Source organism: Streptomyces triticagri (assembly GCF_003429565.1).
Classification (GTDB): Bacteria; Actinomycetota; Actinomycetes; order Streptomycetales; family Streptomycetaceae; genus Streptomyces; species Streptomyces triticagri.
This window is the reverse complement of the sequence record NZ_QUAK01000015.1, coordinates 93,520-117,173: the sequence shown is the minus strand read 5'-3', so window position 1 is coordinate 117,173 and position 23,654 is coordinate 93,520. Positions and strand designations below refer to the sequence as shown.

Annotated in this window: 18 protein-coding genes and 1 pseudogene; 6 read left to right on the top strand and 13 right to left on the bottom strand. The window is 72.1% G+C overall.

Translation table 11 applies throughout. From position 1 onward, the window contains the following. Positions 1-295: 295 nt before the first annotated feature. The 8 genes and pseudogenes from DY218_RS02985 to DY218_RS02955 form a co-directional block, all read right to left on the bottom strand. Entirely contained in the window at positions 296-1,702 is a 1,407-nt protein-coding gene (locus tag DY218_RS02985; protein ID WP_128554299.1) for a maltokinase N-terminal cap-like domain-containing protein, read from the bottom strand. A gap of 16 nt (positions 1,703-1,718) precedes the next feature. Beyond that, positions 1,719-3,437 (bottom strand): maltose alpha-D-glucosyltransferase, encoded by a 1,719-nt coding sequence (treS, locus tag DY218_RS02980; protein WP_128554298.1) that lies wholly within the window; start codon positions 3,435-3,437, stop codon positions 1,719-1,721. Further along, positions 3,434-4,944 (bottom strand): annotated as a pseudogene (locus DY218_RS02975) (alpha-1,4-glucan--maltose-1-phosphate maltosyltransferase); the annotation flags it as partial. The pseudogene DY218_RS02975 and the gene treS, both read right to left, overlap by 4 nt. A 1-nt stretch (position 4,945) precedes the next feature. Further along, positions 4,946-5,554: maltotransferase domain-containing protein (locus DY218_RS34770; protein WP_233521328.1), on the bottom strand; the 609-nt coding region annotated here is incomplete at its 3' end. Positions 5,555-5,875: 321 nt separating this feature from the next. Further along, entirely contained in the window at positions 5,876-7,441 is a 1,566-nt protein-coding gene (locus tag DY218_RS02970; protein ID WP_128554296.1) for a M4 family metallopeptidase, read from the bottom strand. Positions 7,442-7,774: 333 nt separating this feature from the next. After that, the gene (locus DY218_RS02965; RefSeq protein WP_128554295.1) at positions 7,775-8,314 is read right to left on the bottom strand and encodes a hypothetical protein; all 540 of its coding nucleotides are present in this window, start codon (positions 8,312-8,314) and stop codon (positions 7,775-7,777) included. A 9-nt stretch (positions 8,315-8,323) separates the two neighbouring features. Further along, entirely contained in the window at positions 8,324-9,856 is a 1,533-nt protein-coding gene (locus tag DY218_RS02960; protein ID WP_128554294.1) for an MFS transporter, read from the bottom strand. Continuing rightward, a complete protein-coding gene (locus DY218_RS02955) occupies positions 9,853-10,548 on the bottom strand; it encodes a TetR/AcrR family transcriptional regulator (protein ID WP_128554293.1) in 696 nt (231 codons plus the stop codon). The genes DY218_RS02960 and DY218_RS02955 overlap by 4 nt, the downstream gene beginning before the upstream one ends. Between DY218_RS02955 and DY218_RS02950 the strand changes: the two genes are divergently transcribed. Both DY218_RS02950 and DY218_RS34110 read left to right on the top strand, forming a co-directional pair. Next, on the top strand, positions 10,547-10,828 hold the full coding sequence (locus tag DY218_RS02950; RefSeq protein ID WP_128554292.1) for a hypothetical protein: 282 nt from the start codon (positions 10,547-10,549) through the stop codon (positions 10,826-10,828). The genes DY218_RS02955 and DY218_RS02950 overlap by 2 nt on opposite strands. A gap of 2 nt (positions 10,829-10,830) precedes the next feature. Continuing rightward, positions 10,831-10,968, top strand: coding sequence for a hypothetical protein (locus DY218_RS34110; protein WP_158573960.1), 138 nt, complete (start codon positions 10,831-10,833; stop codon positions 10,966-10,968). Positions 10,969-11,038: 70 nt separating this feature from the next. On the opposite strand, the gene DY218_RS02945 is transcribed toward DY218_RS34110, so the two are convergent. The 4 genes from DY218_RS02945 to DY218_RS02930 form a co-directional block, all read right to left on the bottom strand. Further along, positions 11,039-12,511, bottom strand: a complete 1,473-nt coding sequence (locus tag DY218_RS02945; RefSeq protein ID WP_128554291.1) for an amino acid permease — start codon at positions 12,509-12,511, stop codon at positions 11,039-11,041. Between the two features lie 274 nt (positions 12,512-12,785). Continuing rightward, positions 12,786-13,457: an MBL fold metallo-hydrolase gene (locus tag DY218_RS02940; RefSeq protein WP_128554290.1), complete on the bottom strand. Its 672-nt coding sequence runs from the start codon at positions 13,455-13,457 to the stop codon at positions 12,786-12,788. 63 nt (positions 13,458-13,520) lie between these two features. After that, on the bottom strand, positions 13,521-15,479 hold the full coding sequence (locus DY218_RS02935; RefSeq protein WP_128554289.1) for an ABC transporter ATP-binding protein: 1,959 nt from the start codon (positions 15,477-15,479) through the stop codon (positions 13,521-13,523). Beyond that, complete coding sequence (locus DY218_RS02930) at positions 15,476-17,776, bottom strand: ABC transporter transmembrane domain-containing protein (protein ID WP_128554288.1); 2,301 nt, start codon at positions 17,774-17,776, stop codon at positions 15,476-15,478. The genes DY218_RS02935 and DY218_RS02930 overlap by 4 nt, the downstream gene beginning before the upstream one ends. Positions 17,777-17,921: 145 nt before the next feature. Here DY218_RS02930 and DY218_RS02925 point away from each other — a divergent pair, with 145 nt between their 5' ends. From DY218_RS02925 to DY218_RS02905, 4 genes are all read left to right on the top strand, one after another. Next, complete coding sequence (locus DY218_RS02925) at positions 17,922-18,890, top strand: ABC transporter ATP-binding protein (protein ID WP_128554287.1); 969 nt, start codon at positions 17,922-17,924, stop codon at positions 18,888-18,890. A gap of 128 nt (positions 18,891-19,018) precedes the next feature. After that, positions 19,019-19,825 carry an ABC transporter permease gene (locus DY218_RS02915; protein WP_128554286.1) on the top strand — a complete coding sequence of 269 codons (807 nt, stop codon included), beginning with the start codon at positions 19,019-19,021 and terminating at the stop codon, positions 19,823-19,825. A 29-nt stretch (positions 19,826-19,854) separates the two neighbouring features. Continuing rightward, positions 19,855-21,288, top strand: coding sequence for a sensor histidine kinase (locus tag DY218_RS02910; protein ID WP_233521327.1), 1,434 nt, complete (start codon positions 19,855-19,857; stop codon positions 21,286-21,288). Then, positions 21,281-21,952, top strand: coding sequence for a response regulator (locus tag DY218_RS02905; protein WP_128554285.1), 672 nt, complete (start codon positions 21,281-21,283; stop codon positions 21,950-21,952). Before DY218_RS02910 ends, DY218_RS02905 begins: the two co-directional genes overlap by 8 nt. A 205-nt stretch (positions 21,953-22,157) precedes the next feature. On the opposite strand, the gene DY218_RS02900 is transcribed toward DY218_RS02905, so the two are convergent. Then, the gene (locus DY218_RS02900) at positions 22,158-23,522 is read right to left on the bottom strand and encodes a carbohydrate-binding protein (protein WP_128554284.1); all 1,365 of its coding nucleotides are present in this window, start codon (positions 23,520-23,522) and stop codon (positions 22,158-22,160) included. Between the last annotated feature and the right edge of the window lie 132 nt (positions 23,523-23,654).

Sequence of the window (23,654 nt, the reverse complement as noted above, 5' to 3'; positions counted from 1 at the left end):
GTTTTGCCCTGGACGGGCCGTGTCCTCAAGCGCCGGACGGGCTGAGTTTTGCCCTGGACGGGCCGTGTCCTCAAGCGCCGGACCGATTGAGATTTGCCCTGGACGGGCCGTGTCCTCAAGCGCCGGACCGGCTGAGATTTGCCCTGGACGGGCCGAAAGATGTCCTCAAACGCCGGACGGGCTGCGGGTGCCGGACGGGCTGAAGGTGCTGCCGGACAGGCTGAAGATGCCGGACGGGCTGGGGCACTGCCCCACGAGCTGCGGCGCTGCCCCACAGGCTGAGGGTCGACGGGTGTCAAGGGTTCGACCCCGTATCTGCCAGGCGATGGATCGCGGAAAGGGGGACGGGTAGCCAGGACGGCCGGTGGCGGGATTCGTACAGGACCTCGTAGATCGCCTTGTCCGTCTCGTACGCACGAAGCAGCACCGGATCAGCCCGCGGATCACGGCCGGAGGCCGAGCCGTAGCCGTCGCAGAAGCCCTCCCGGCAGGCCCGTTCCCACCTGGAGGCCGTGCGGCCGAGCGCCCGCGCCGCGTAGTCGAACGACCGCAGCATCCCCGCCACATCCCGCACCGGCGGATGCGCCCGCCGCCGCTCGGCCAGCGGACGGGCCGGCTCGCCCTCGAAGTCGACCAGCGACCAGTGCCCCGTGGCGGACGCCCGCAGACACTGGCCCAGATGCAGATCGCCGTGCACCCGCTGGGCGGGCCCCAGCCCGCCCGGCAGTTGTGCCAGCTCGCGGAAGACCGCACCGAGACCGTCCGCGTACGGCCGCAGCGCCGGCACCACCGCGGCCGCCGCCGCGAGCCGGCCCAGCATCGCGTCCGCGACCGCTGCCGTCTGCGCCCGGCCGAGCGTCACCGAGGGCAGCGCCTCGGCCAGCGACAGATGCACCTCGGCGGTGGCCCTGCCGAGTTCCCGGGCCTCCGCGGCGAAGTCCCGGCCCGCGGCCAGCGTGCCGAGCGCCAGCTCCCAGCCGTCGGCCGCGCCCGCCAGAAACGGCTGCAGCACCCCGAGGACATACGGCTCGCCCTCCGTGGACCCGCCCCCGCCGTACCAGGCGACCGGCCGCTGCACCCGGGTGCAGCCCGCCGCGGCGAGCGCAAGGGGCAGCTCCACATCCGGCTGTACCCCCGGCACCACCCGCCGGAACACCTTGAGGATGAACCTTTCTCCGTACACGAGCGAGGAGTTGGACTGCTCGACACCGAGCGCACGGGCCGCGAGCCCGGCAGGGATGTCCGTGTCGGGGTCCCGCTCGAAGTGCAGATCGCCGAGCGAGCCGCGGGTGCGCAGCCGCTCGAGGAGGACCTGGGCGAGCCGTGGATCGCCGAGCGCGTCATACACGGCGAGCCCCGCGAGCGGCCCGGTCGGCGGCCGACCCACCAGCGCGGGCGCGAGCCGCGGCGGCAGCACCTGCCGTACGCCGAGCAGCAGTTGGTAGCAGTCGCCGTCCGACGGTGCCGCCGCGTCGGGCGGTGCGGTGCGGGCCCGTACCAGCAGGTGGAGCAGCCCCGGAGCGGCGCCGGGCGGCAGCATCTCGGTCACCGACACCAGACCGAAGCCGGTGACCGGGCTGCCCTTCCCGGCGAACCACCGCTGCCGCGGCAGCCATCGGGCGAGCAGCGGCCCGAGGGAGGTGAGGAGTTCTTCGCCGGACGTCCCGGCCGCGCAGCCGGGCCTCGTCGTGGCTTCCGACATGACGTCACTCCTTCCGCTATGCCGTGTCCCGGCGCAGCCGGAACCAGTAGAAACCGTGCCCCGCGAGGGTGAGCAGATACGGCAGCTCACCGATGGCCGGAAAGCGCACCCCACCGATCAGCTCCACCGGATGCCGCCCGTCGTACGCCCGCAGATCGAGCTCCGTGGGCTGCGGGAACCGCGAGAAGTTGTGCACGCACAGGACCACGTCGTCCTCGCCGTGCCGGCGCTTCGGCGCCTCCCGCAGGAAGGCGAGCACCGCCGGGTTGGATGAGGGCAGTTCGGTGTAACTGCCGAGCCCGAACGCCTCGTTCTGCTTGCGGATCTCGATCATCCGGCGGGTCCAGTGGAGCAGCGAGGACGGCGTCGACATCGCCGCCTCCACATTGGTCACCTGGTAGCCGTAGACCGGATCCATGATCGTCGGCAGCGTGAGCCGGCCCGGGTCGCAGGACGAGAAGCCCGCATTGCGGTCCGGGGTCCACTGCATCGGGGTGCGCACCGCGTCCCGGTCGCCGAGCCAGATGTTGTCGCCCATGCCGATCTCGTCGCCGTAGTACAGGATCGGTGAGCCGGGCAGCGACAGGAGCAGGGCCGTGAACAGCTCGATCTGGTTGCGGTCGTTGTCCAGGAGCGGGGCGAGCCTTCGGCGGATGCCGATATTGGCCCGCATCCGCGGGTCCTTGGCGTACTCCGCGTACATGTAGTCGCGTTCCTCGTCGGTGACCATCTCCAGGGTCAGCTCGTCGTGGTTGCGCAGGAAGATGCCCCACTGGCAGCCGGACGGGATGGGCGGGGTCTTCGCCAGGATCTCCGAGACCGGGTGCCGGGATTCGCGCCGTACCGCCATGAAGATCCGCGGCATCACCGGGAAGTGGAACGCCATATGGCACTCGTCGCCGCCCACCGCGTAGTCGCCGAAGTAGTCGACGACGTCCTCCGGCCACTGATTCGCCTCCGCGAGCAGCACCGTGTCCGGATAGTGCGCGTCGATCTCGGCGCGCAGGCGCTTGAGGAAGGCGTGCGAGCGCGGCAGATTCTCGCAGTTGGTGCCCTCCTCGGCGTACAGGTACGGCACCGCGTCCAGGCGGAAGCCGTCGATGCCGAGGTCGAGCCAGAACCGCAGCGCGGAGATGATCTCGTCCTGCACGGCCGGGTTCTCGTAGTTGAGGTCCGGCTGGTGGGAGAAGAAGCGGTGCCAGTAGTACTGGCCGCGGACCGGGTCGAAGGTCCAGTTGGAGGTCTCGGTGTCGACGAAGATGATCCGGGCGTCCTGGTACTGCTTGTCGTCGTCCGCCCAGACGTAGTAGTCGCCGTACGGGCCGTGCGGATCGCGCCGGGACTCCTGGAACCAGTCGTGCTGATCGCTGGTGTGGTTCACCACGAAGTCGATGATCACCCGCATGCCGCGCTGGTGCGCCGCGTCCACGAACTCCACGAAGTCCGCCAGATCGCCGAACTCCGGCAGCACGGCCGTGTAGTTCGAGACGTCGTACCCGCCGTCGCGCAGCGGTGATGCGAAGAACGGCGGCAGCCAGAGGCAGTCCACGCCGAGCCACTGCAGATAGTCCAGCTTCGCGGTGATGCCCCTGAGGTCACCGACCCCGTCGCCGTTGCTGTCCTGGAAGGAGCGGACGAGGACCTCGTAGAAGACGGCCCGTTTGAACCAGTCGGGGTCGCGGTCCTTGGCCGGGGTGTCCTCGAAGGTGTCCGGCACAGGTTCGTTGACGATCATGATGTGGGTGACCCCTCGTGGCTCGCGGTAGGTGAGGACGGTCGCAGGACGGTCAGAAGGTGGCCGGGGGTACGACTCGGGTCGAGCCGCACGTAGTTGGTCCTGCCCCAGTGGTAGGTCTCGCCGGAGAGCTCGTCGTGCACCGTCAGCCGCTCGTCGGGTGCCATGCCGAGTTCCGCGGTGTCCAACGAGACGGTCGTCTCCCGGGTGTGGTGTGGATCAAGGTTCACCACCACCAGGACGACACTGTCCCCCTGCCGCTTCGAGTACGCGAGCACCGCGTCGTCGTCCGCGTGGTGGAAGTGCAGATTGCGCAGCCGGCGCAGTGCGGGGCTGATCCGTCTGACCCGGTTGAGGGTGGTGATCAGCGGCGCGAGCGAGCGGCCCTCGTGCTCGGCCGCCGCCCAGTCGCGGGGCCGCAGTTCGTACTTCTCGGAGTCCAGGTACTCCTCGCTGCCGGGCTTGAGCGGGGTGTTCTCGCACAGCTCGTAGCCGCTGTAGACACCCCAGGTGGGGGAGAGGGTGGCGGCCAGGAGCGCCCGGGCGGCGAAGGCGGGGCGGCCGCCCTCCTGGAGGTAGGCGTGCAGGATGTCCGGGGTGTTCACAAAGAGGTTCGGGCGCATCACATGCGCGGACTCGTGGGCGAGCTCGGTGGCGTAATCGGTCAGTTCCTGCTTGGAGTTGCGCCAGGTGAAGTACGTGTACGACTGCTGGAAGCCGATCTCGGCGAGCAGCCGCATCATGGCCGGCCGGGTGAACGCCTCGGCCAGGAAGATCACATCGGGGTCGGTGCGGCGGATGTCGCCGAGCACCCGCTCCCAGAAGACCACCGGCTTGGTGTGCGGATTGTCCACCCGGAAGATCCGCACACCGTGCGCCATCCAGAACCGCAGCAGCCGCGCCGCCTCGGCGACCAGGCCGTCCATGTCGCGGTCGAAGGCGATCGGGTAGATGTCCTGGTACTTCTTCGGCGGGTTCTCCGCGTACGCGATGGTGCCGTCCGCCCGGTGGTGGAACCACTCGGGGTGCTTGTCCACCCACGGGTGGTCGGGGGAGCACTGCAGCGCGAAGTCCAGGGCGATCTCGAGGCCGAGCCCCGTGGCGGTACGGACGAACGCGTCGAAGTCGTCGAGCGTGCCGAGATCCGGGTGGACGGCGTCGTGCCCGCCCTCCGGTGAGCCGATCGCCCAGGGCACGCCCACGTCGTACTCGCCGGGCCTGAGCGAGTTGTTGCGGCCCTTGCGGAAGGTGGTGCCGATGGGGTGGACCGGCGGCAGATACACCACGTCGAAGCCCATCCCGGCGATCGCGGGCAGTCGCTCGGCGGCCGTCGCGAAGGTGCCGGAGACCGGCGGCTCGCCCTCGCGGACCACGGCGCCCTCGGAGCGCGGGAAGAACTCGTACCAGGAGCCGATCAGGGCCCGTGGGCGCTCCACCAGCAGGGGCAACGGGTGGGATGCGGTGAGCAGTTCACGCAGCGGACTGTTCTCCAGCGCCTGCCCGGTGGNCTCGTACCAGGAGCCGATCAGGGCCCGTGGGCGCTCCACCAGCAGGGGCAACGGGTGGGATGCGGTGAGCAGTTCACGCAGCGGACTGTTCTCCAGCGCCTGCCCGGTGGCCGGGGTGCGGGCCGCCGCGAGGCGGGCGGCGGGCGCCATGGAGCTGTCCCGCAGCCTGGCCGCGGAGGCGAGCAGGGCGCGGCGGTCGGGGCCCGGCGGCAGACCGGTGGCGGCGCGGTGGTGCAGCTCGGCGCCCTCCTGCAGCACCAGGTCGGTGTCGATGCCGGCCGGGATCTTGATGTCCGCGTGCTGCTGCCAGGTGGCCAGCGGGTCGCTCCATGCCTCGACGGTGTACGTCCAGTCGCCCTCCGCGTCGGGGGTGACCTCGGCGCCCCAGCGGTCGGTGCCGGGGGCCAGTTCGCGCATCGGGACGAGCGGCCGGGGCAGGCCGTCCGGGCCGTGCAGCACGACGCCGGCGGCCACGGAGTCGTGGCCCTCGCGGAAGACGGTGGCGCGGATCGGGACGGTCTCGCCGGTCACGCACTTCGCGGGGCGGCGCCCGCAGTCGACGAGGGGGGAGACGTCCAGGACGGGGATGCGGCCGACAGTTGGGTTCACGACGTCACCTTCGGTGGGGAGTCCGCCGGGTGTGGTGTACCGGAGGAGGCTCCCCCGTGCCTTCGCTGGGCAATCCGGCGCTTTGTTACCTACTAGCGCGTAAGGATGCAGACAAGACGCCGCGCGAGCCCACCGGGGCCGAACGGGTGAGTTGTCCCCGAACCACCCCCTCCCCAGGAACTCCTCAATCGCCGGAGGGGCTCCAAATGGAGCCCCTCCGGCGATTGAGGAGAAGAAACGGTGAAAGGGCGGGGCTGGGGCAAAAAACGGGGCGGGCGAGACCGAAGAATCGGCCGCGCCCGCCCCGAAGGGAAGAGGGACTTACTTCACGTTGACCCCGGCCCAGGCCCGGTCCGTGGCCTGGAACTCCTCGGAGTCCGCCCCGTAGAGATCCGTCGCCGCATCCAGCGTCGCCTGCCGCGCATCCGCGTAGTCCGTCGTCGACGTCATGTACGTCGTCAGCGCCTTGAACCAGATCTGCTCGGCCTTGTCCCGCCCGATCCCCGTGACGGGCTCACCGTCCGCGGTCGGCGAGTCGTACTCGACCCCGTTGATCTCCTTCTTCCCGCTGCCCTCGGAGAGCAGGTAGAAGAAGTGGTTCGCGACACCGGACGAGTAGTGCACATCGATGCCGCCGATGCCCTCGTACCAGTCGTCCTTGGACGCACCGTCCTTGCTCGGCTGGTCCATGTACCGCAGCGGCGTGCCGTCGCCGTTGATGTCGATCTCCTCGCCGATGAAGTAGTCACCGACGTCCTCCGGGTTGTCCGCGTTGAACTCGACCGCGGTGCCGAAGATGTCCGAAGTGGCCTCGTTGAGACCGCCGGACTCGCCGCTGTAGATCAGGCCCGCGGTGTGCGAGGTGACGCCGTGGGTCATCTCGTGGGCGGCCACGTCGATCGAGGTGAGCGGGTTGGCGTTGCCCGCGCCGTCTCCGTACGTCATGCAGAAGCAGCTGTCGTCCCAGAAGGCGTTGACGTAGTTGTCGCCGTAGTGGACGCGCGAGTACGCCGCCTCGCCGTCGCCCTTGATGCCCTCGCGGCCGTGCACGTTCTTGTAGTAGTCCCAGGTCACGGCTGCGCCGTAGTGGGCGTCCGCGCCGGCCGTCTCGGGGTCCTGCGCGGTGCCGTCGCCCCACTCGTCGTCGTCGGCGGAGAACAGGGTGCCCGTGCCGGACGTGCCGTTCTCCAGGTTGAACGTCTGGTGGCCGCCGCGGTCGTTGTCGGTGAGCGTGAAGGAGCCGCCCTCCTCGGCGGTGCTCAGCTCCACGTCGCCGGAGTACGTGGTGTGGCCCTGACCGCTGTGCACGGCGTCCCACTCGTAGAGCTTGTCGCCGGTGCGGGCGTCGGTGACGGTGTGCAGCTCGCTCGGCGTGCCGTCCTTCTCGGTGCTCTTCCTGACCTGCTCGTACGCGAGCTTCGGGGTGCCGTCGGCGGCCCAGACGACCTTGCGGGCGCCCTTCGGGGCGGCCTTGGCGGCGCCGGTGGTGTTCACTGCGATCTTCTTGCTCGTGGCGCGCGTCGCGCCCTTGTACGCACCGGACTTGGCGGTGTGCACGACCAGGTCGCCACCGAGGACGGGCAGCGAGTCGTAGGTGCGCTCGTAGCGGGTGTGGGTGGTGCCGTCGCGGTCCTTGACCACGTCGCGCACGACGAGCTTCTCCTTGGCGCCGAGGCCGAGCGCCTCGGCGGTCTCCGCCCGCACGGAGTCGGCGTCGCGCAGCAGTTCGGCGCGCTGGGATGCGGAGAGGGCGGACGGCGCCGAGCCGGGGGTGGGCTCCGCGGACGGCTGGGCGGTGGCTCCGGTGCTCAGTCCGGCGGCGAGCAGGGCCGCGGCGGCGACGGCGGTGGACAGGGTCGCGACGGGGCGCGAGAAGTGGGGCGACACGCAAGACTCCCTGGGCTGTTGTGGGGGGTCCGGCCACGCGGTGCGGCGGCCGGGCCTGGAAGCGTCGGTGCGGTGTGCGGGTGCGTGGTGGTGCCGTGGTGGTGCTTCGGTGCGGTGTGCGCCGGTGTTGTTGTGGCGCTTCGGGGCGCACGGTTGTGCGGTGGGGCGTACGGGTGTTCCGTGCGGGGGAAGAGTGCCACTAAGGCTGCGTACATGTCAGGAGGGCGAACGCAGGTTGGCCGGAAATGGTCCGTTGACCGACGTCGCGGGTCCGTTATGCGGAGATCTGCTGTCCGGGCGCGGGTCGCCAACTGGCTCCGACGGCAGTCTGGTTCAGGTCTTCGGTCCTTTTGCCTTGCGGCGGACCGCCGCCGGGTCGAGGCGCCTCCCGCCGATCCACATCGGCACCTTCGACAGCGTCCCCACGAGGAAGAATCCCAGGACGCCCACGACCAGGGCCGTCACTCCCCACCTGGTGTACGCGTCGTCCATCGCCAGTCCGTACGAGGTCAGCAGGATACCGGCGAAGAGCACGACGCCCGGGATCCAGCCGTGCCGGTGGATCGCGAGACCGCCCAGCACACAGCCGGCCAACAGCGGCCCGAGCACGGCGAGTCCGCCCGCCACACCGGCCGCGATCAGCGGGATCCAGGCCAGCATCCAGCGCCCGTCGTCCTCGGGGACCTCGCCGTCGAGCGTGCCGCCGACCGCGAGGCCGATGCCCGCGAGGACCGCGGCCGCCGCGACCCCGATCACGATGATCTTCGTGAGCCGGCTCTCCCAGCGCTTGATGAAATCGGGGCTGAAACGGTACGGGTTCGGCGCACCGGAATTCGGGCCACGGCCCGACCGGCCTCGGGGCGATGAGGTCATGCCAGGAGGTTATGTGCCTGCATCGTGCGGGTGGGCGGCGGCCCCGGGATCGTTGTGCGGTGGTGCCGGTCGTGCCGGTGGTGCCGGTCGGCCGGATCGGTTCGCTCCGTCCGCCCTTCCCGGTCGTACGGGCAGCAGGGCGGCCGGGACGAGGCCGAGGGCGGTCACACCGGCGAGGACCAGGTAGGCGGGGCCCGCCGTCGAGGCGTCCGGCGCCGCGGCCGATGCCATGTCCGGCGCGTGGACGCCCGCCGAGGCCGACGGCATCAGGCCGGACGCGATGGCGATGCCGAGCGCCGGGCCGATGTTCATGGCGGTCTGCTTGAGCCCGCCGACCACCCCGGCGTATCCGGGCGGCGCGTCGCCGACCACGGTGCCGGTGGCGGTGACCATCACGGTGGCGAAGCCCGCGCCGAGCGCAGCGAACATGGCGCCGGTGACCGGCCACGGGGTGCCGGGACCGAGCCGGGCCAGCGACAGGACCGCGACGACGACGAGGAGTTGACCGGCCAGGGCCGTCCGGCGCGCCCCGAACCGCCCGAGCGCCGCGCCCGCCGCCGGCGCTCCGAGCACCATGAGCACGGTCATCGGCAGCACATGCAGCGCGGTCTCCGACGGGCCGAGCCCGAGCACCCCCTGGAAGTGGAAAGTGGCCGCGAACAGTGCCCCGAACATCCCGCCCGAGGTCACGAGCAGCATCGCCGTCGAGGCGGTCACCGGTACCGAACGCGCCACCTCCGCGGGCACGATCGGCTGCGCGGCGCGGCGCTCGTGGCGACCGAAGAGCGCGGCGAGAGCGCCGGCGGCGACAAGGCCGCACACCGTGCGCGCACTCGTCCAGGCGTGCTCCGGCACTCCCGCCAGGGCGTGCACGCCGGCGGCCAGCGCCGTCGTGAGCAGGGCCGCGCCGACCACGTCGAGCCGCTCCGCGCGCGCCTCGTGCGGCCGTACGGGCACCCGGACCGCCAGGGTGAGGCCCGCGATCGCCAGCGCCACCGGGATGTTGACCACGAAGACGGCGCGCCAGCCGAACTGGTCGACCAGCACGCCGCCGAGCAGCGGGCCCGCCCCGGCGGCGACTCCGATCACCCCGGTACGGACGGCGATCGCTCCCGCCAGGCGCTCCGCGGGATACGCGAGCTGCAGCAGCGCCAGGGTCGCGGGTTGCAGCAGTGCGCCGAACACGCCCTGCAGCACGCGCAGTCCGACCACCCAGCCGATCCCGGGAGCGAGCGCGATGCCGGCGGACGCGGCGGCGAAGCCGAGGGAGCCGACCACCAGCAGGCGTGGATGCCCGTACCGGTCGCCGAGGCGTCCGGCGATGACCAGGAGCGCCGCCACGGCGAGCAGATAGCCGGTGCTCGTCCACTGCACCTGGCCGACGGTCGCACCGAGTTCATGCCCCAGGCTCGGCTGGGCGACGAGCAGCACGGTGCCGTCGAGCGCGACGATGCCGGCGCCCGCGGCGCCGGCCGCCAGGGCCGCACGGGGGCGGGTGCCGGGTGCGGTGGGTGCGGTGGTGCTCCGGAGGCCGGCGGTCACGGGGCGACCCGGCCGAGGTGGGCGTCGAGGGCGGCCGTGATCATGCGGTCGAGCGCGGCGGGGAGATCGGGGGCGGAGGCATCCGCGGCCGGCTGGTCCAACTGCTCCTCCCCGAGCGCGAGTTGCAGGCTGCCCCAGGTCCAGAGCTGGGCGATGCCGTGCAGATTGGCCCAGAGCGCGGCGGCCGTCGCCGCGGCATCGGGCAGCTGCTCCGCGCCCGATGCCGGCCGCTCGGCATGGTCCTTGTCCACCAGATCCACGAGCTGCGCGAACAGCGGCAGAGTCACCTCACGCAGCTGCGGCGCGGCGGGTGACTGCGGCGCTTCGGGTGCCTCCGGGGCCCGCTCGCTGTTCAGCAGGTCGTGCCGGAACATCAGCTCGAACATCCGGCGGTGCGTCAGCGCGTAGCCCACGTACACCCTTGCCAGCGCCCGGAGTCGAGCGCGTGCCGAGGCCGGTGCGGACAGTGCGGGGGCGAGGCGGGAGGCGAGGTCGGCGAAGCCGCGGCGGGCGATCGCGGAGAGCAGCGCCTGGTGGGTGGGGAAGTACCGGCGCGGAGCGCCGTGCGACACCCCTGCGCGCCGTGCGATCTCCCGCAGCCCGAGCGAGGCGGTGCCCTCCGTCATCACCAGCTGCACCCCGGCCTCGACCAGCCTCTCCCGCAGGGAGACTGCACGCTCTTCGCGCCCCATGGGGTCCCCGTACTCCACACCCTCCACGTCATCCATAGACAGTGTCTACCACTTCGCCGTAGACACTGTCTACGTCGCGCTGGAGTCCCTGCCCACCCATGTGCACGCCGCGGTCGGCGTCACCGGCACCCCCGAGGGCCCCTTCGACACCGTCGTGATGGGCCGCGGCACCTACGAACCGGGCCTGAAGGAGGTGCGGGCGCTCAAGGCCGAGCAGGGCGGCGGCATCTGGCTCGCGGGCGACTCGCCGCCGCACAGCTGCCGGAGATCGACCGCCTAGTTGTGAAGATCTACCCGTTCGTGCGCGGGCCCGGCATCGACCTCTTCGCCGGGCCGGTCACCCCGACCCACCTCACCCGCACCGACACCCAGGTCGTCGGGAGCGGCGGCACGGTCGTGGCGACCTATACGCGGGTCTGAACGTGGCGGTGGCCCCGCCCCGAGGAGTGCTCGGGGTGGGGCCACCGCGGGGCCGCCGGGGCGGCGGGCGTCACTCGATGCCCAACTCCTCGTACGACTTGTCGAGTTGGTTCTGTGCGACCTTCTTGCGTACCGCGAACCAGCCGACGACCATCGCCGCGGCGATCACCGGGATCAGGTACAGGGTGCGGCGGCCGATCTCCGGGTCCTGCCACATCAGGACGAGCACGGTCAGCAGGAAGGCGATCGTGACGATCTCGGTGACCGGGCTGCCGGGGAGACGGAACTTCGGGCGTTCGATCAGGCCTTGCCGGCTGCGGCGGGCGAACGCCAGGTGGCACACCATGATCGTGACCCAGGTCGAGATGATGCCGAGCGAGGCCACATTGAGGACGATCTCGAAGGCCTTCTCCGGCATCAGGAAGTTCAGGCCGACGCCCGCGACGCACACCGCGGAGGTGAGCACGATGCCGCCGTAGGGCACCTTGGACCGGTTCATCCTGGCCGTGAACTTCGGCGCCGAACCGGCCATGGCCATCGAGCGCAGGATGCGACCGGTGGAGTACAGGCCGGAGTTCAGGGACGACATCGCGGCGGTGAGGACCACGAGGTTCATCACGTCGCCCGCGGCCGGTACGCCGATCCTGGAGAGCACGGTGACGAACGGGCTCTCGTCGCCCGAGTACATCGAGCCGGGCAGCAGCAGCGCGAGCAGCACGACCGAGCCCACGTAGAAGAGGCCGACCCGCCACATGATCGAGTTCACCGCGCGCGGGACGACCTTCTGCGGTTCGGCGGTCTCGCCGGCCGCGACGCCGACCAGCTCGAGCGAGGCGTACGCGAAGACGACACCCTGCATCACGATGACCACCGGGAGCACACCCGCGGGGAACCAGCCGCCGTTGTCGGTGATCACATGCAGGCCGGGGGTCTCGCCGCCGACGGGCTGCTGCGTGACGAGCAGGAAGATGCCGATGAGCATGAACGCGACCAGCGCCGCGACCTTGATGATCGAGAACCAGAACTCCAGCTCACCGAAGATCTTCACCGAGATCAGATTCACGACCAGCACGACCGCCAGCGCGATCAGCGCGAGCACCCACTGCGGGATGTCGGTGAAGAGGCTCCAGTAGTGCGTGTAGAGCGCGATCGCCGTGATGTCCGCGATGCCCGTGGTCGACCAGTTGAGGAAGTACGCCCAGCCGGCGACGAAGGCGCCCTTCTCGCCGAGGAACTCGCGCGCGTACGACACGAAGGAACCGGACGAGGGCCGGTAGACGACCAGTTCGCCGAGGGCGCGGACGACGAAGAAGGCGAAGACGCCGCAGACGAGATAGGCGAGCGCGAGGCCCGGTCCCGCCGAGTTGAGGCGCCCTCCGGCGCCCAGGAAGAGGCCCGTACCGATCGCACCACCGATGGCGATCATGTTGATGTGGCGCGCCTTGAGGTCCTTGCTGTAACCGGAGTCGCCGGCGTCCGCGGGGGCCTGGGCGGCAGTTGTGCGGGATGCGGCCTCGGCCGTCGTGACGGCGTCCTTGCTCACGGGTGGATCTGCTCTCTCGAGGGGATGTGCCGTGGCCCGTACCTCCACCTGACATCGATGCGGGACCACGCGACGCGAGACCACTCGGGACGGACCGACGGGACACCTTCACCCGCGACTCCCCGATCATGTCGTGGTGGAGATCACATCGCGCTGTATCTCACATGCTGGTCGGGGGCTTGCGGCGATCCGGGACGCGGGTGTCGCGCGCTGCGCGTGCGGCCGGGGCACCCCGGTGCACACCTGCCGGCGACCGTGCGAGTCGGCGCACCCGTCAGCGCGTCGCGTCGGCCGCCCGGCGCAGGGCGGCCGACGCATCGCCGACGATCGGATCGCCGTGGCCGAAGGCCGCGGTGTCGACCTTCAGGCCCGCAAGGCGGTGCAGCGACGCGACGGCCCGGGCGCGGTCGGTGTTGAAGACGCCGAGCATGGTCCGGCCGACGTTGGCGACCGCGTCACCGGTGAACAGGACGCCGAGTCCGGGCAGTTGGACCGCGATCGACCCGTCCGTGTGCCCGGGCACCGCGACCACCACCGCGCCGCCGCCGAACGCCAGCACATCGCCGTCCTCCACCTCCCGGTCGACCGGGCACGGCGGAGCCGGCGGCAGGGGCGGCAGCGACTCCTTGATCGGCACCTCGAACTCCTCGAGGACCGGCGGTGCTCCCGCCGCCTCGCCCCGGATCACCGGAGCCTCGAGGCGGTGCGCCACCACCTCCGCGCCGTGCCGGGCGGCCAGTTCGGCGGCCGAGCCGGTGTGGTCCTCGTGCCAGTGCGTCAGAACGATCCGCTGCAGCCGGCCGTCGAGCACGCTCTCGATCTCCGCGGCGGCGTCGGCCGTACCGGCGTCGATCAGGGTCAGGTCTTCGCCGTCCCGCCACAGGTAGGCCGTCCCCACTGGGAACCGGAGCATGCGCAGCGAGGGCAGGGTCTCGATCACATCCATCCCAGCACTCTGTCCGGCCGGGCAGGCGGCCGCGCGGCGGTTCGCCGACGGCTCAACCCCCGCTCACCCCGCCAGGCTGTCCCGCCAGGCCCGGTGGAGGTCGGCGAAGTGGCCCGTGGCGGCGATGAGTTCGGCAGGGGAGCCGTCCTCCACGACGCGGCCGTCGGCCATCACCAGGACCCGGTCGGCGATCTCGACGGTGGACAGGCGGTGTGCGATCACCACCGCCGTACGTCCGCGCAGCACCGTGTGCATCGCCTGCTGCACCGCCCGCTCGCCCGGGATGTCGAGCGAACTGGTCGCCTCGTCGAGGATCAGTACCGCGGGATCCGCGAGCAGCGCCCGCGCGAAGGCCACCAACTGCCGTTGGCCGGCCGAGATCCGGCCGCCGCGCTTGCGGACGTCCGTGTCGTAGCCGTCCGGCAGGGCGCTGATGAAATCGTGCGCGCCGATCGCCTTCGCCGCACGCTCGATCTCCTCGCGGTCCGCCTCCGGGCGACCGATCGCGATGTTGTCGGCGACCGTGCCGGAGAACAGGAAGGCCTCCTGGGTCACCATCACCACGCCGCGGCGCAGTTCGGGCACCGGCAGGTCGCGCAGGTCGGTGCCGTCGAGCAGGACGCGGCCGCCCGTGGGGTCGTAGAAGCGGGCGAGCAGCTTGGCGAGGGTCGACTTGCCGGCGCCGGTGGAGCCCACCACGGCGACCGTCTGCCCGGCCGGGATCGTCAGGCCGAAGCGCGGCAGGATCTCGCCGCCCGTGCGGTACGCGAACGAGACGTCCTCGAACTCGACCGTACGGCCCGGGTGTTCGGACGCGAGCGCGGGCAGCGACAGCGCGACCTCGGGCTCCGGCACGGTCGGCGTCTGGGCGAGCAGACCGGCGATCTTCTCCAGCGATGCGGCCGCGGACTGGTACGAGTTCAGGAACATGCCGAGCCGGTCGATCGGGTCGTACAGCCGCCGCAGATACAGCACGGCCGCCGCGAGCACGCCGAGCGCGAGCGTGCCGCCCGCCACCCGGTACGCGCCCCACAGGACGATGCCGGCCACCGCCGTGTTCGCCACCAGGCGGGAGCCGACCACATAGCGGGCCATCTCGAGGAGGGCGTCGCCGTTGGTGCGCTCGTGGCGGTGGTTCAGGACCTCGAACTCCGCGGCGTTTGCCCGCTCGCGGCGGAAGGCCTGGACCGGACGGATGCCGTTCATCGTCTCGGCGAACTTCACGATCACCGCCGCGATCGCCGTCGACCTGCGCCGGAAGACGCGCCCCGCGCGCCGCTGGTAGAGGCGTACGAGCAGATACAGCGGTACGAACGAGGCCACCGCGACCGCGCCGAGCCCGAGGTCGAGCCAGAGCAGCATCGCCGAGATGTACACGAACGACAGGAGGACCGTGATCAGCTCCTGCAGCCCCTCGGAGAGCAGCTCCCGCAGTGACTCGACGTCCGTGGTGGCGCGGGAGATCAGCCGGCCCGAGGTGTAGCGCTCGTGGAAGTCCACGGAGAGCGCCTGCGCCTGGCGGAAGATGCGGCCGCGCAGGTCGAGCAGGACGTCCTGGTTGACGCGGGCGGCGGCGCGGATGAAGCCGTACTGCAGGACGCCGGCCGCGAGCGACAGCGCGGCGAAGGCGACGCCGACGGCGATCAGCGGGCCGTGGTCGCCGGCGCGGAGTGCGGGCACCGCGCGGTCGATGGCGTACGCGACGAGCAGCGGGCCCGCCTGGACCGCGGCCTGCTGCAGCAGGAGCAGCAGGGCGGCGAACGCGACGCGGCCGCGCATCGGGGCGAGCAGCGAGCGCAGCAGGGCGCCGGTCGCGCCCGGGGGTGTGGGAAGTGCGTCCTGGTCGAAGGGGTCGTCGGATTCGCGTCTGCGGGCGTCGTCGTGCGGGGCGTCCTCGTATGCGGCGTCCTCGTGCGGGAGTTGGGCGGCGACATGTTCCTCGGTGGGCGGCCGCTGCTCGGTCCGGTCGTCGGGACCTGAGCCGGGGGAGGCGGCGCTGGAGCCGGAGAGCTGGGTGGTCATCGGGTGCGTGCCTCCTGGCCGGTGGTCGTCGGGCCCTGCTCGGGTGCGTCGCCGCCCTCGCCGGACATCAGCCAGGCGTACTCCGCGCTGGTGCGCAGCAGTTCCTGGTGGGTGCCGACCGCGGTGATACGGCCGCCGGAGAGCAGCGCCACACGGTCGGCGAGCAGCACGGTGGACGGCCGGTGCGCCACGACCAGGGCCGTGGTGTCGGAGAGGACGCGCCGCAGCGCCGCCTCCACCAGGGCTTCGGTGTGCACGTCGAGCGCGGACAGCGGATCGTCGAGCACCAGGAACGGCGGCCGTCCGACCACCGCGCGGGCCAGGGCGAGGCGCTGGCGCTGACCGCCGGACAGGCTCAGGCCCTGCTCGCCGACCTGGGTGTCCGCGCCCTGCGGCAGGTCGTGCACGAAGTCGGCCTGGGCGACGGAGAGTGCGCGGTCCAGATCCTCCGCGTCCGCGTCCGGGCCCGCGCCCATCAGGACGTTCTCCCCGACCGTGGCGGAGAACAGGGTCGGCTCCTCGAACGCCACCGCGACCAGTGCGCGCAGCCGCGCGCGGTCCATCGCGGTGATGTCCTCGCCGTCCAGCGTGATCCGGCCACGGGTCACCTCGTGCAGCCGCGGCACCAGCGCGGTCAGCGTGGTCTTCCCCGACCCGGTGGCACCGACCAGCGCCATGGTCTCGCCGGACTCGACGTGCAGATCGACGCCGTCGAGGGCGGGTGGGCTGTCGGCGGGGGCGTCCGGATACCGAAACACGACCCGCTCGAACCGCAGCCCCCCGACGAACCCGTCACCGCACAACGGACCACCGCCGCGCCGGTCGCTGCCCTGCGGGTCGGTGTCGCGTGACGCGCTGCTGTCCTGTGCGGGGTCGCCGCCCTGCGACGGGCCGCTGTCCGGTGTCGTGCGGGCGCCTTGCAGTGCGCTGCCGCCCCGCGGGTCGCGGTCACGCCCCGAGCCGGCTGCGGGCGCCATGCCGCCGCCCTGCGATGATCGGCCGTCCTTCGGGTCGCCGCCCTGCGACCGCTCGCCGCCCTGCGACCGCTCGCCGTCCTGCGACGACCTGCCTTCCCGCGGGGCGGTGTCCCGCGATGTGGTGCCGTGCGGTGACGGGCGGTCGTGCTGCGGATCGTCGTCCCGCGGGCCGGCGTCCGGCGATCTGCCGGTGCCCCGCGGTGGGGCGGTGACCTCGGGCGCCGCGGCCGTCTCCGGGGCGGGGGCGGGCCCCGGCTCCCTGTTGTCCGGCCGGCCGGACTCCGGTTCTGCGTCCAGGACTTCGAAGTACCGCTCCGTCGCCTTCGCCGCGTCCTGGCTGATCGCGAGCAGAAAGCCGATCGACTCCACCGGCCAGCGCAGCGCCAGCGCGGTGGACAGGAACGCCACCAGCGTCCCGGCGGACAGGTCGCCGTCCGCCACCTGCACCGTGCCGAGCACGAGCGCCGCGCCGATGGCCAGTTCGGGCAGGACGACGATGGCGGCCCAGATGGACGCGAGCAGCCGGGCCTTGTGCAGTTCGGTGCCGCGCAGCGTGTGCGCGTGCCGGCGGAAGTCGCGGGCCTGCGCGCGGTGCCGGCCGAAGCCCTTGATGATCCGGATGCCGAGCACGCTCTCCTCGACGACCGTCGTCAGATCGCCGACCTGGTCCTGCGCCCGCCGCGCCACGCTCGAGTACTTCCGCTCGAAGAGCGAGCAGATCGCGATCATCGGCACGGCCGGCGCCAGGATCACCAGGCCCAGCGTCCACTCCTGGGCGAGCAGAATGATCACGCCGATCAGGATCGTCACGCCATTGACCAGGAGGAACGTCAGCGGGAAGGCGAGGAAGAGACGCAGCAGCATCAGATCCGTGGTGGCCCGCGACAGCAACTGCCCCGAGGCCCAGCGGTCGTGGAACGCCACCGGCAGGCGCTGCAGATGTCCGTACAGATGGCTGCGCATCGAGGCCTCGACGCCGGCCAGCGGCCGCGCCACCAGCCACCGCCGGAACCCGAAGAGCAGCGCCTCCGCCACTCCGATCAGGAGCAGCAGAAACGCCCCGAGCCAGACCCCGCCCGGGTCCCGGTCGGCGACCGGCCCGTCCACCAGCCACTTCAGGACCAGCGGGATGACAAGTCCCGTACTGGAGGCCAGGATCGCCACGAACGCCGCCGTGAACAGCCGCACCCGCACGGGCCGCACGAACGGCCAGAGCCGCAGCAGCGTACGCACGGCCGAGCCCCGGCCCACGGCTTCGCCGGGCGGACGGCTTTCGGACTCGGACGCGGGATCGGCGGCGTGCGCAGTGTCAGTGGACATCAGGAGCGAGCCTACGATTCACCACTGACAGCGCCCCACTGGATTTCCGGCCGGGGGCCGACCCTCGCATCAACCGATCGGCTGATGCGCGGTCGAGCGCGATGGGCGATGCCGGAGGGCCGGGCGGGCGGCCACTATTCGGAGCATGCCGAGCCAAGCGTCCAGCGCGCCCATCATCGAAGTCAGCGGCCTGACCAAGGCCTACGGCGAACGGACCGTCGTGGACGGGGTGTCGTTCGAGGTGGGCGAGGGGGAGATCTTCGGGATCCTCGGTCCGAACGGGGCCGGCAAGACGACCACCGTGGAGTGCGTCGAGGGCCTGCGCGTCCCGGACTCGGGCCGGGTGCGCGTCGCCGGGCTCGACCCCGTCGCCGACCACGACCGGGTCACCGAACTCCTCGGCTCCCAGCTGCAGGAGAGCGAACTCCAGGCCAAGATCACCGTACGGGAGGCCCTGGAGCTGTACAGCTCCTTCTACCGCACCCCCGCCGACTGGCGCCCGCTCGCCGAACGCCTCGGCCTCACCGACCGCCTCGGCGCCCGCTTCGCGAAGCTCAGCGGCGGCCAGAAGCAGCGGCTCTTCATCGCCCTCGCGCTCGTCGGCAACCCACGGGTCGTGGTGCTCGACGAGCTCACCACCGGTCTCGACCCGCGCGCCCGGCGCGACACCTGGGAGCTGATCGAGGAGGTGCGGGCCGGCGGCGTCACCGTGCTGCTCGTCACGCACTTCATGGAGGAGGCGCAGCGGCTCTGCGACCGGATCGCGGTGATCGACAAGGGCCGGATCGCCGCCCTCGACTCCCCCGAAGGGCTGATCGGCCGCGCCGCGAACCCCAGCGTGATGTCCTTCGTGCCGTCCGCGCCGCTCGACCCGGCGGAGCTTGCCGCGTTGCCCGGCGTCGGCTCGGTGGGCGACAAGCGCGGCCGCATCGAGATCACCGGCACCGACGAGACGGTCAACGCGGTCATCACCCTGCTCGTCCGCCGCGGTATCACCGCGGGCCAACTGCACGTCGTGGACGCCACGTTGGACGACGCGTTCCTGGACCTGACCGAGGAGCGGACGCCGGCGGACGAGGACGGCCGGGAAACGGCCTCCGCGGCGACCGCCTGAGCCAGAGCCACCGCCCGAGCTCGAGCCACCGCCACCGCCACCGCCACCGCCCGAGCTCGAGCCGCCGGAGTCGTAAGCCACCACGCACCCGGACCCGGACCCCATCCCACCTCACCCAGGAGACCTCCATGTCCGCCCCGACGACGACCACGCCCGCCGCCGCGGCCGCAGATCCGGGTGACCGGCGCCGCCGCCGCACCGCCTTCCTGGCCGTACTGCGCTCGGAGGCCGTGCTGTTCCGCCGGGAGCCGGCCGCGCTCTTCTGGATCCTGGCCTTCCCGACCGTCCTCATGGTGATCCTCGGCCTGATCCCCGCCTTCCGGGAGCCCGACGAGGGCCTCGGCGGCCGCCGGGTCATCGACCTGTACGTCCCCGTCGCCGTACTCCTCGGCATGATCACCGCCGGGGTGCAGGTGATGCCCGGCGTGCTCACCACCTATCGCGAGCGCGGCATCCTGCGACGGCTCTCGACGACCCCTGCTCGCCCATCCATGCTGATCGCCGCACAGGTCGTACTGCACGCCGCCGCCATCGCGCTGTCCGCGCTGCTCGTGCTCGCCGTCGGCCGGATCGCCTTCCGCGTCTCCCTGCCTGCACAGCCGGTCGGGTACGTCCTGGCCGTACTCCTCGCCTGCCTGGCCGCACTCGCCGTGGGCGCGACGATCGCCGCGCTCTGCCGCACCATCAAGATGGCGCAGGCCGTCGGCACCGTGGTCTTCTTCCCGATGATGTTCACCGCCGGGGTGTGGGCGCCGGTCGAGACCCTGCCGGAGACCTTGCGCCGCATCGTCGAGTGCACCCCGCTCGGCGCTGCGTCACAGGCCCTGAACGACGCGGCCGGCGGCGACTTCCCCGGCCTGCTGCACCTCGGCGTCACCGCCGTGTGGGTGGTCGTGCTGCTCTCGGCGGCGGCCCGCTGGTTCCGGTGGGAGTGACGACTGCGCAGGACGAGCGAGGACCGGTCATGGACGGAACCAGCGGCTGCGCCGCGAAGACGGCGGGCCTCCGCACGCAGGGCATCCTGGAGCGCATGTCCGCAGCACCAGGCGAAGGCAGCACGCACACAGCACGGGACGGCGGGGTCCCCGACAACACCGGAGACAGCACCGGACGGGGCGAAGGGCTCCGGAACTCCGACCTCACCCACGCCCTCGCCGAACGCTGGGCGTGGTTCTTCCGCTGGGGCCCGCTGTGCCTCCTGGCCGTCGGCACCTTCCTGGCCGTCGCCACCACCGGAGACCTGCACCCCCTGTCGCGCTGGCTGCTGCTCACACCGACGATCTGCGCCACCCTCGTCCTGCAGCTCTGGTGGAACCGCCGCACCCGCGCGCCACAGCCGCTGCTCGCACAGCCCGGTGCCGTGGCCGGGCAGGTCTACTTCTGGCTGCGCGCCGCCCTGGCGCTGGCGCTCACCAGCATGAACGGCTTCTACGGCGTCTTCGCCGTGATCGGATACTTCGACGCCGGGCGGCTGCTGCCCGGCTCGGTGCGCACCAGGGCCGGACTGCTCGGCACCGCCGTGATCATGGCCTGGTCCAATATGGGCGGGAAACCGGCCGAGGACGTCACGGGCTGGGTCGCCTTCGGCGGACTGCTCACCCTGCACTGCGGACTCGCCCTCTTCTTCGGCCACATCGGTGCCAAGGAGATCGAGGAGGCCGAGGAACGCGCCGCCACCATCACCGAACTCGAGCGCACCAACGCCCGCCTGGAGGCCGCGCTCGCCGAGAACGCCGGGCTGCACGCCCAACTCCTCGTCCAGGCACGGGAGGCCGGCGTCGCCGACGAACGCCGCAGGCTCGCCGCCGAGATCCACGACACCCTCGCCCAGGGGCTCACCGGCATCATCGCCCAGCTCCAGGTGGTGGCCGCCACCGAGGACCGGCGCCTGGCCCGCGAACACGTCGACCGAGCGGCCGACCTCGCCCGGCACAGCCTCGGCGAGGCCCGCCGCTCGGTGCAGAACCTCTCGCCCGTCGCGCTGGCCACCGGCTCGCTGCCGGACGCGCTGCAGAAGACCGTCGCTCGGTGGGGCGAACGCACCGGCGTACAGGCCCAGTTCACCGCGACCGGACGCGCCGCGCCGCTGCACGAGGAGGTGGAGGCGACGCTGCTGCGCATCGCCCAGGAGGCGCTCTCCAACATCGGCCGGCACGCCGGAGCCGCACGGGCCGGCGTCACCCTCTCCTACATGGACGACGAGGTCGCCCTGGACATCAGGGACGACGGACGAGGCTTCGACCCGGCCGCCCCGGTCGCCCGCACCGGCACGGGCGGATTCGGCCTCGACGGCATCCGCGCACGGGCCGAACGCGTCGCCGGCAGCGTGGAGATCGAGTCCGAGCCCGGCGCCGGTACGGCGATCTCCGCTCGCGTACCGTGGGTGCCCCATGACTGACGCCCCCAGCGAATCGCCGACCGGCGCCGTGATCACCCTGCTCATCGTCGACGACCACCCCGTGGTGCGCGACGGACTGCGCGGCATGTTCGAGTCGGAGCCCGGGTTCACCGTGCTCGGCGAGGCGAGCGACGGCCCCGAGGGCGTGACCCTCACCGGCAGCCTCGACCCCGACGTCGTCCTGATGGACCTGCGGATGCCGGGCGGCAGCGGAGTGGACGCGATCCGCGCACTCACCCGCGGCGGCGCCCGCGCCAAGGTCCTGGTGCTCACCACGTACGACACCGACTCCGACACCCTGCCCGCGATCGAGGCGGGCGCCACCGGCTATCTGCTCAAGGACGCGCCGCGCGAGGAGCTGTTCGCCGCGGTCCGCTCGGCCGCCGCCGGCCGCACCGTCCTGTCGCCCGCCGTCGCGTCCCGCCTGGTCACCGCCGTCCGTAGCCCGCAGACCCCGGTCGAGCAGGCGCTCTCCAGCCGTGAACGCGAGGTGCTCGCGCTGGTCGCCAAGGGCACATCGAACCGCGAGATCGCCCGACTGCTGTTCATCAGCGAGGCGACGGTGAAGACCCATCTCACGCATATCTACGGCAAGTTGGGCGCCAGCGACCGGGCGTCGGCCGTCGCCGTCGGCTACGACCGGGGCATCCTCGGAGCGGGCTGACCGGCCGACCGCCTGCACGCGGAGAGGGCCCGGAGCCGAAGGCTCCGGGCCCTGCCCTGTGCGCCGCACGCTCCCGCACAGGGCGGTGGCGTACCCCCACGTGCGGCGCACGCGGGCGGGACCGTGCCGTCGCGCCACGCGGGGCTGCGAGTGCCTCAACTGCCCGGGCAGGGGCGGGAGGCGGCCGACGGCACGGCCCGGTCCGTCAGACGCGCTGCCAGAGAGCAGGCGAGTCGGCCGGGTTCCAGGCGGACTGGGCCTGGTGCGGCTGCAGGCAGCGGTAGGTGGCGTCGCCGTACGTCACCTCGTCGCCGGCCTGGTACACGGTGCCGGCCGCCCAACTGCCGCCGGGCTCACCCGGGTCGCCGCCGTTGTTCCCCGTGGTGCGCAGGGTCAGGCCGTACGTCTGCAGCAGCGGGTTGATCGGCTGGAAGAACGTCGTACCGCCGCTGGAGCAGTTGCCCGAGCCGCCGGAGGTGACGCCCTGCGCCTGGCTGCCGGAGATGTACGAGCCGCCCGAGTCGCCCGGCTCCGCGCACACCGAGGTCTGGGTGACCCCGGTGATGGTGCCCTCCGGGTACGTCACGCTGGTGTTGAGCACCTGCACCACACCGCAGTGCCAGCCCGTGGTGGACCCGGAACGGCACACCGAGGACCCGACCGGCGCCTGGGTGGAGCCCGTCACCTCCACGAGCGAGGCGCCCTGCTTGACGTAAGGGGTCGCCGTCCAGCTGGAGTTGGCCGCCACCCAGGCCATGTCGCGGCCCGGGAAGGTGGAACCCTGGAAGGTGCCCTGCGCGACCTGGTTGGCGCCCGTGGTCGTGGTGCCGACCGTCCCGCAGTGGCCCGCCGTCGCGAAGCCCTGCGTACTGCCCTTGGTGACCGGGAAGCCGACCGAGCAGCGCCCGCCGCTGCCCATGTAGTAAGCCTCGCCGCCCACCAGGTCGTACAGCGGACGCGGGCGCTCCCGCTCGGCCGCACGCTCGACCTTCACCAGCGCGGAGTCGACGCCCGACGCCTCGACGAGACGCTCGCCCGCGGCGGTCCGCACGGCGCGCACCACGACCGTGTTGGCCGCCACGTCCACGTACCGGACCGGGGCGTCGAGCGTCGACGTGCGGGTGGCGGCGCGGTCCAACTCCGCACGCGCCGCCTCCAGTTCGGCCAGCGAGTGGGACACGACCACGGCGCGGGCGCCGTCCGCCTCGATCGTTGCGGCATCGGCGGCGTCGGTCGTGGCGACCGTGAGCGCGCCGGACTCGGCGCCGGACACCCAGGCGCCGGCGAAGTCCTGGCCGAGCGCGAGGCGCAGCGCGCCCGCGGTGGCGCCGGCCTCCGCCTCGTTGACCAGGCGCCGTTCGGCCTGCTCACGGGTGAGGTCGAGATCGCGCTGCATGGCGCGGAGCAGTTGCGGCGACGCCTGGTCGGCGCCCGCGGTCTCGGCGGCGGTGGGCGCTGCGGGGGAGGGGGACGGTGCCGCGGCGGCCTGCGAGGGGAGCGAGGTGAGGACGAGCGCGCCGGCCGCGACGAGCCCGGTGCACAGGCCCGTCACATGTCTCCTGCGGAGCATGGGGTTCTCCTCGGGATGGGGGTGGTGTGGGGGAGCGGAGTGGTTCGGTGTTCGCCCAGACCGTAGAAGCCGCCGCACCCCCTGCGGCAGCTCTCGGCCGACCCCCTTGCCCGGCGTTATGCCTGCGCGTTC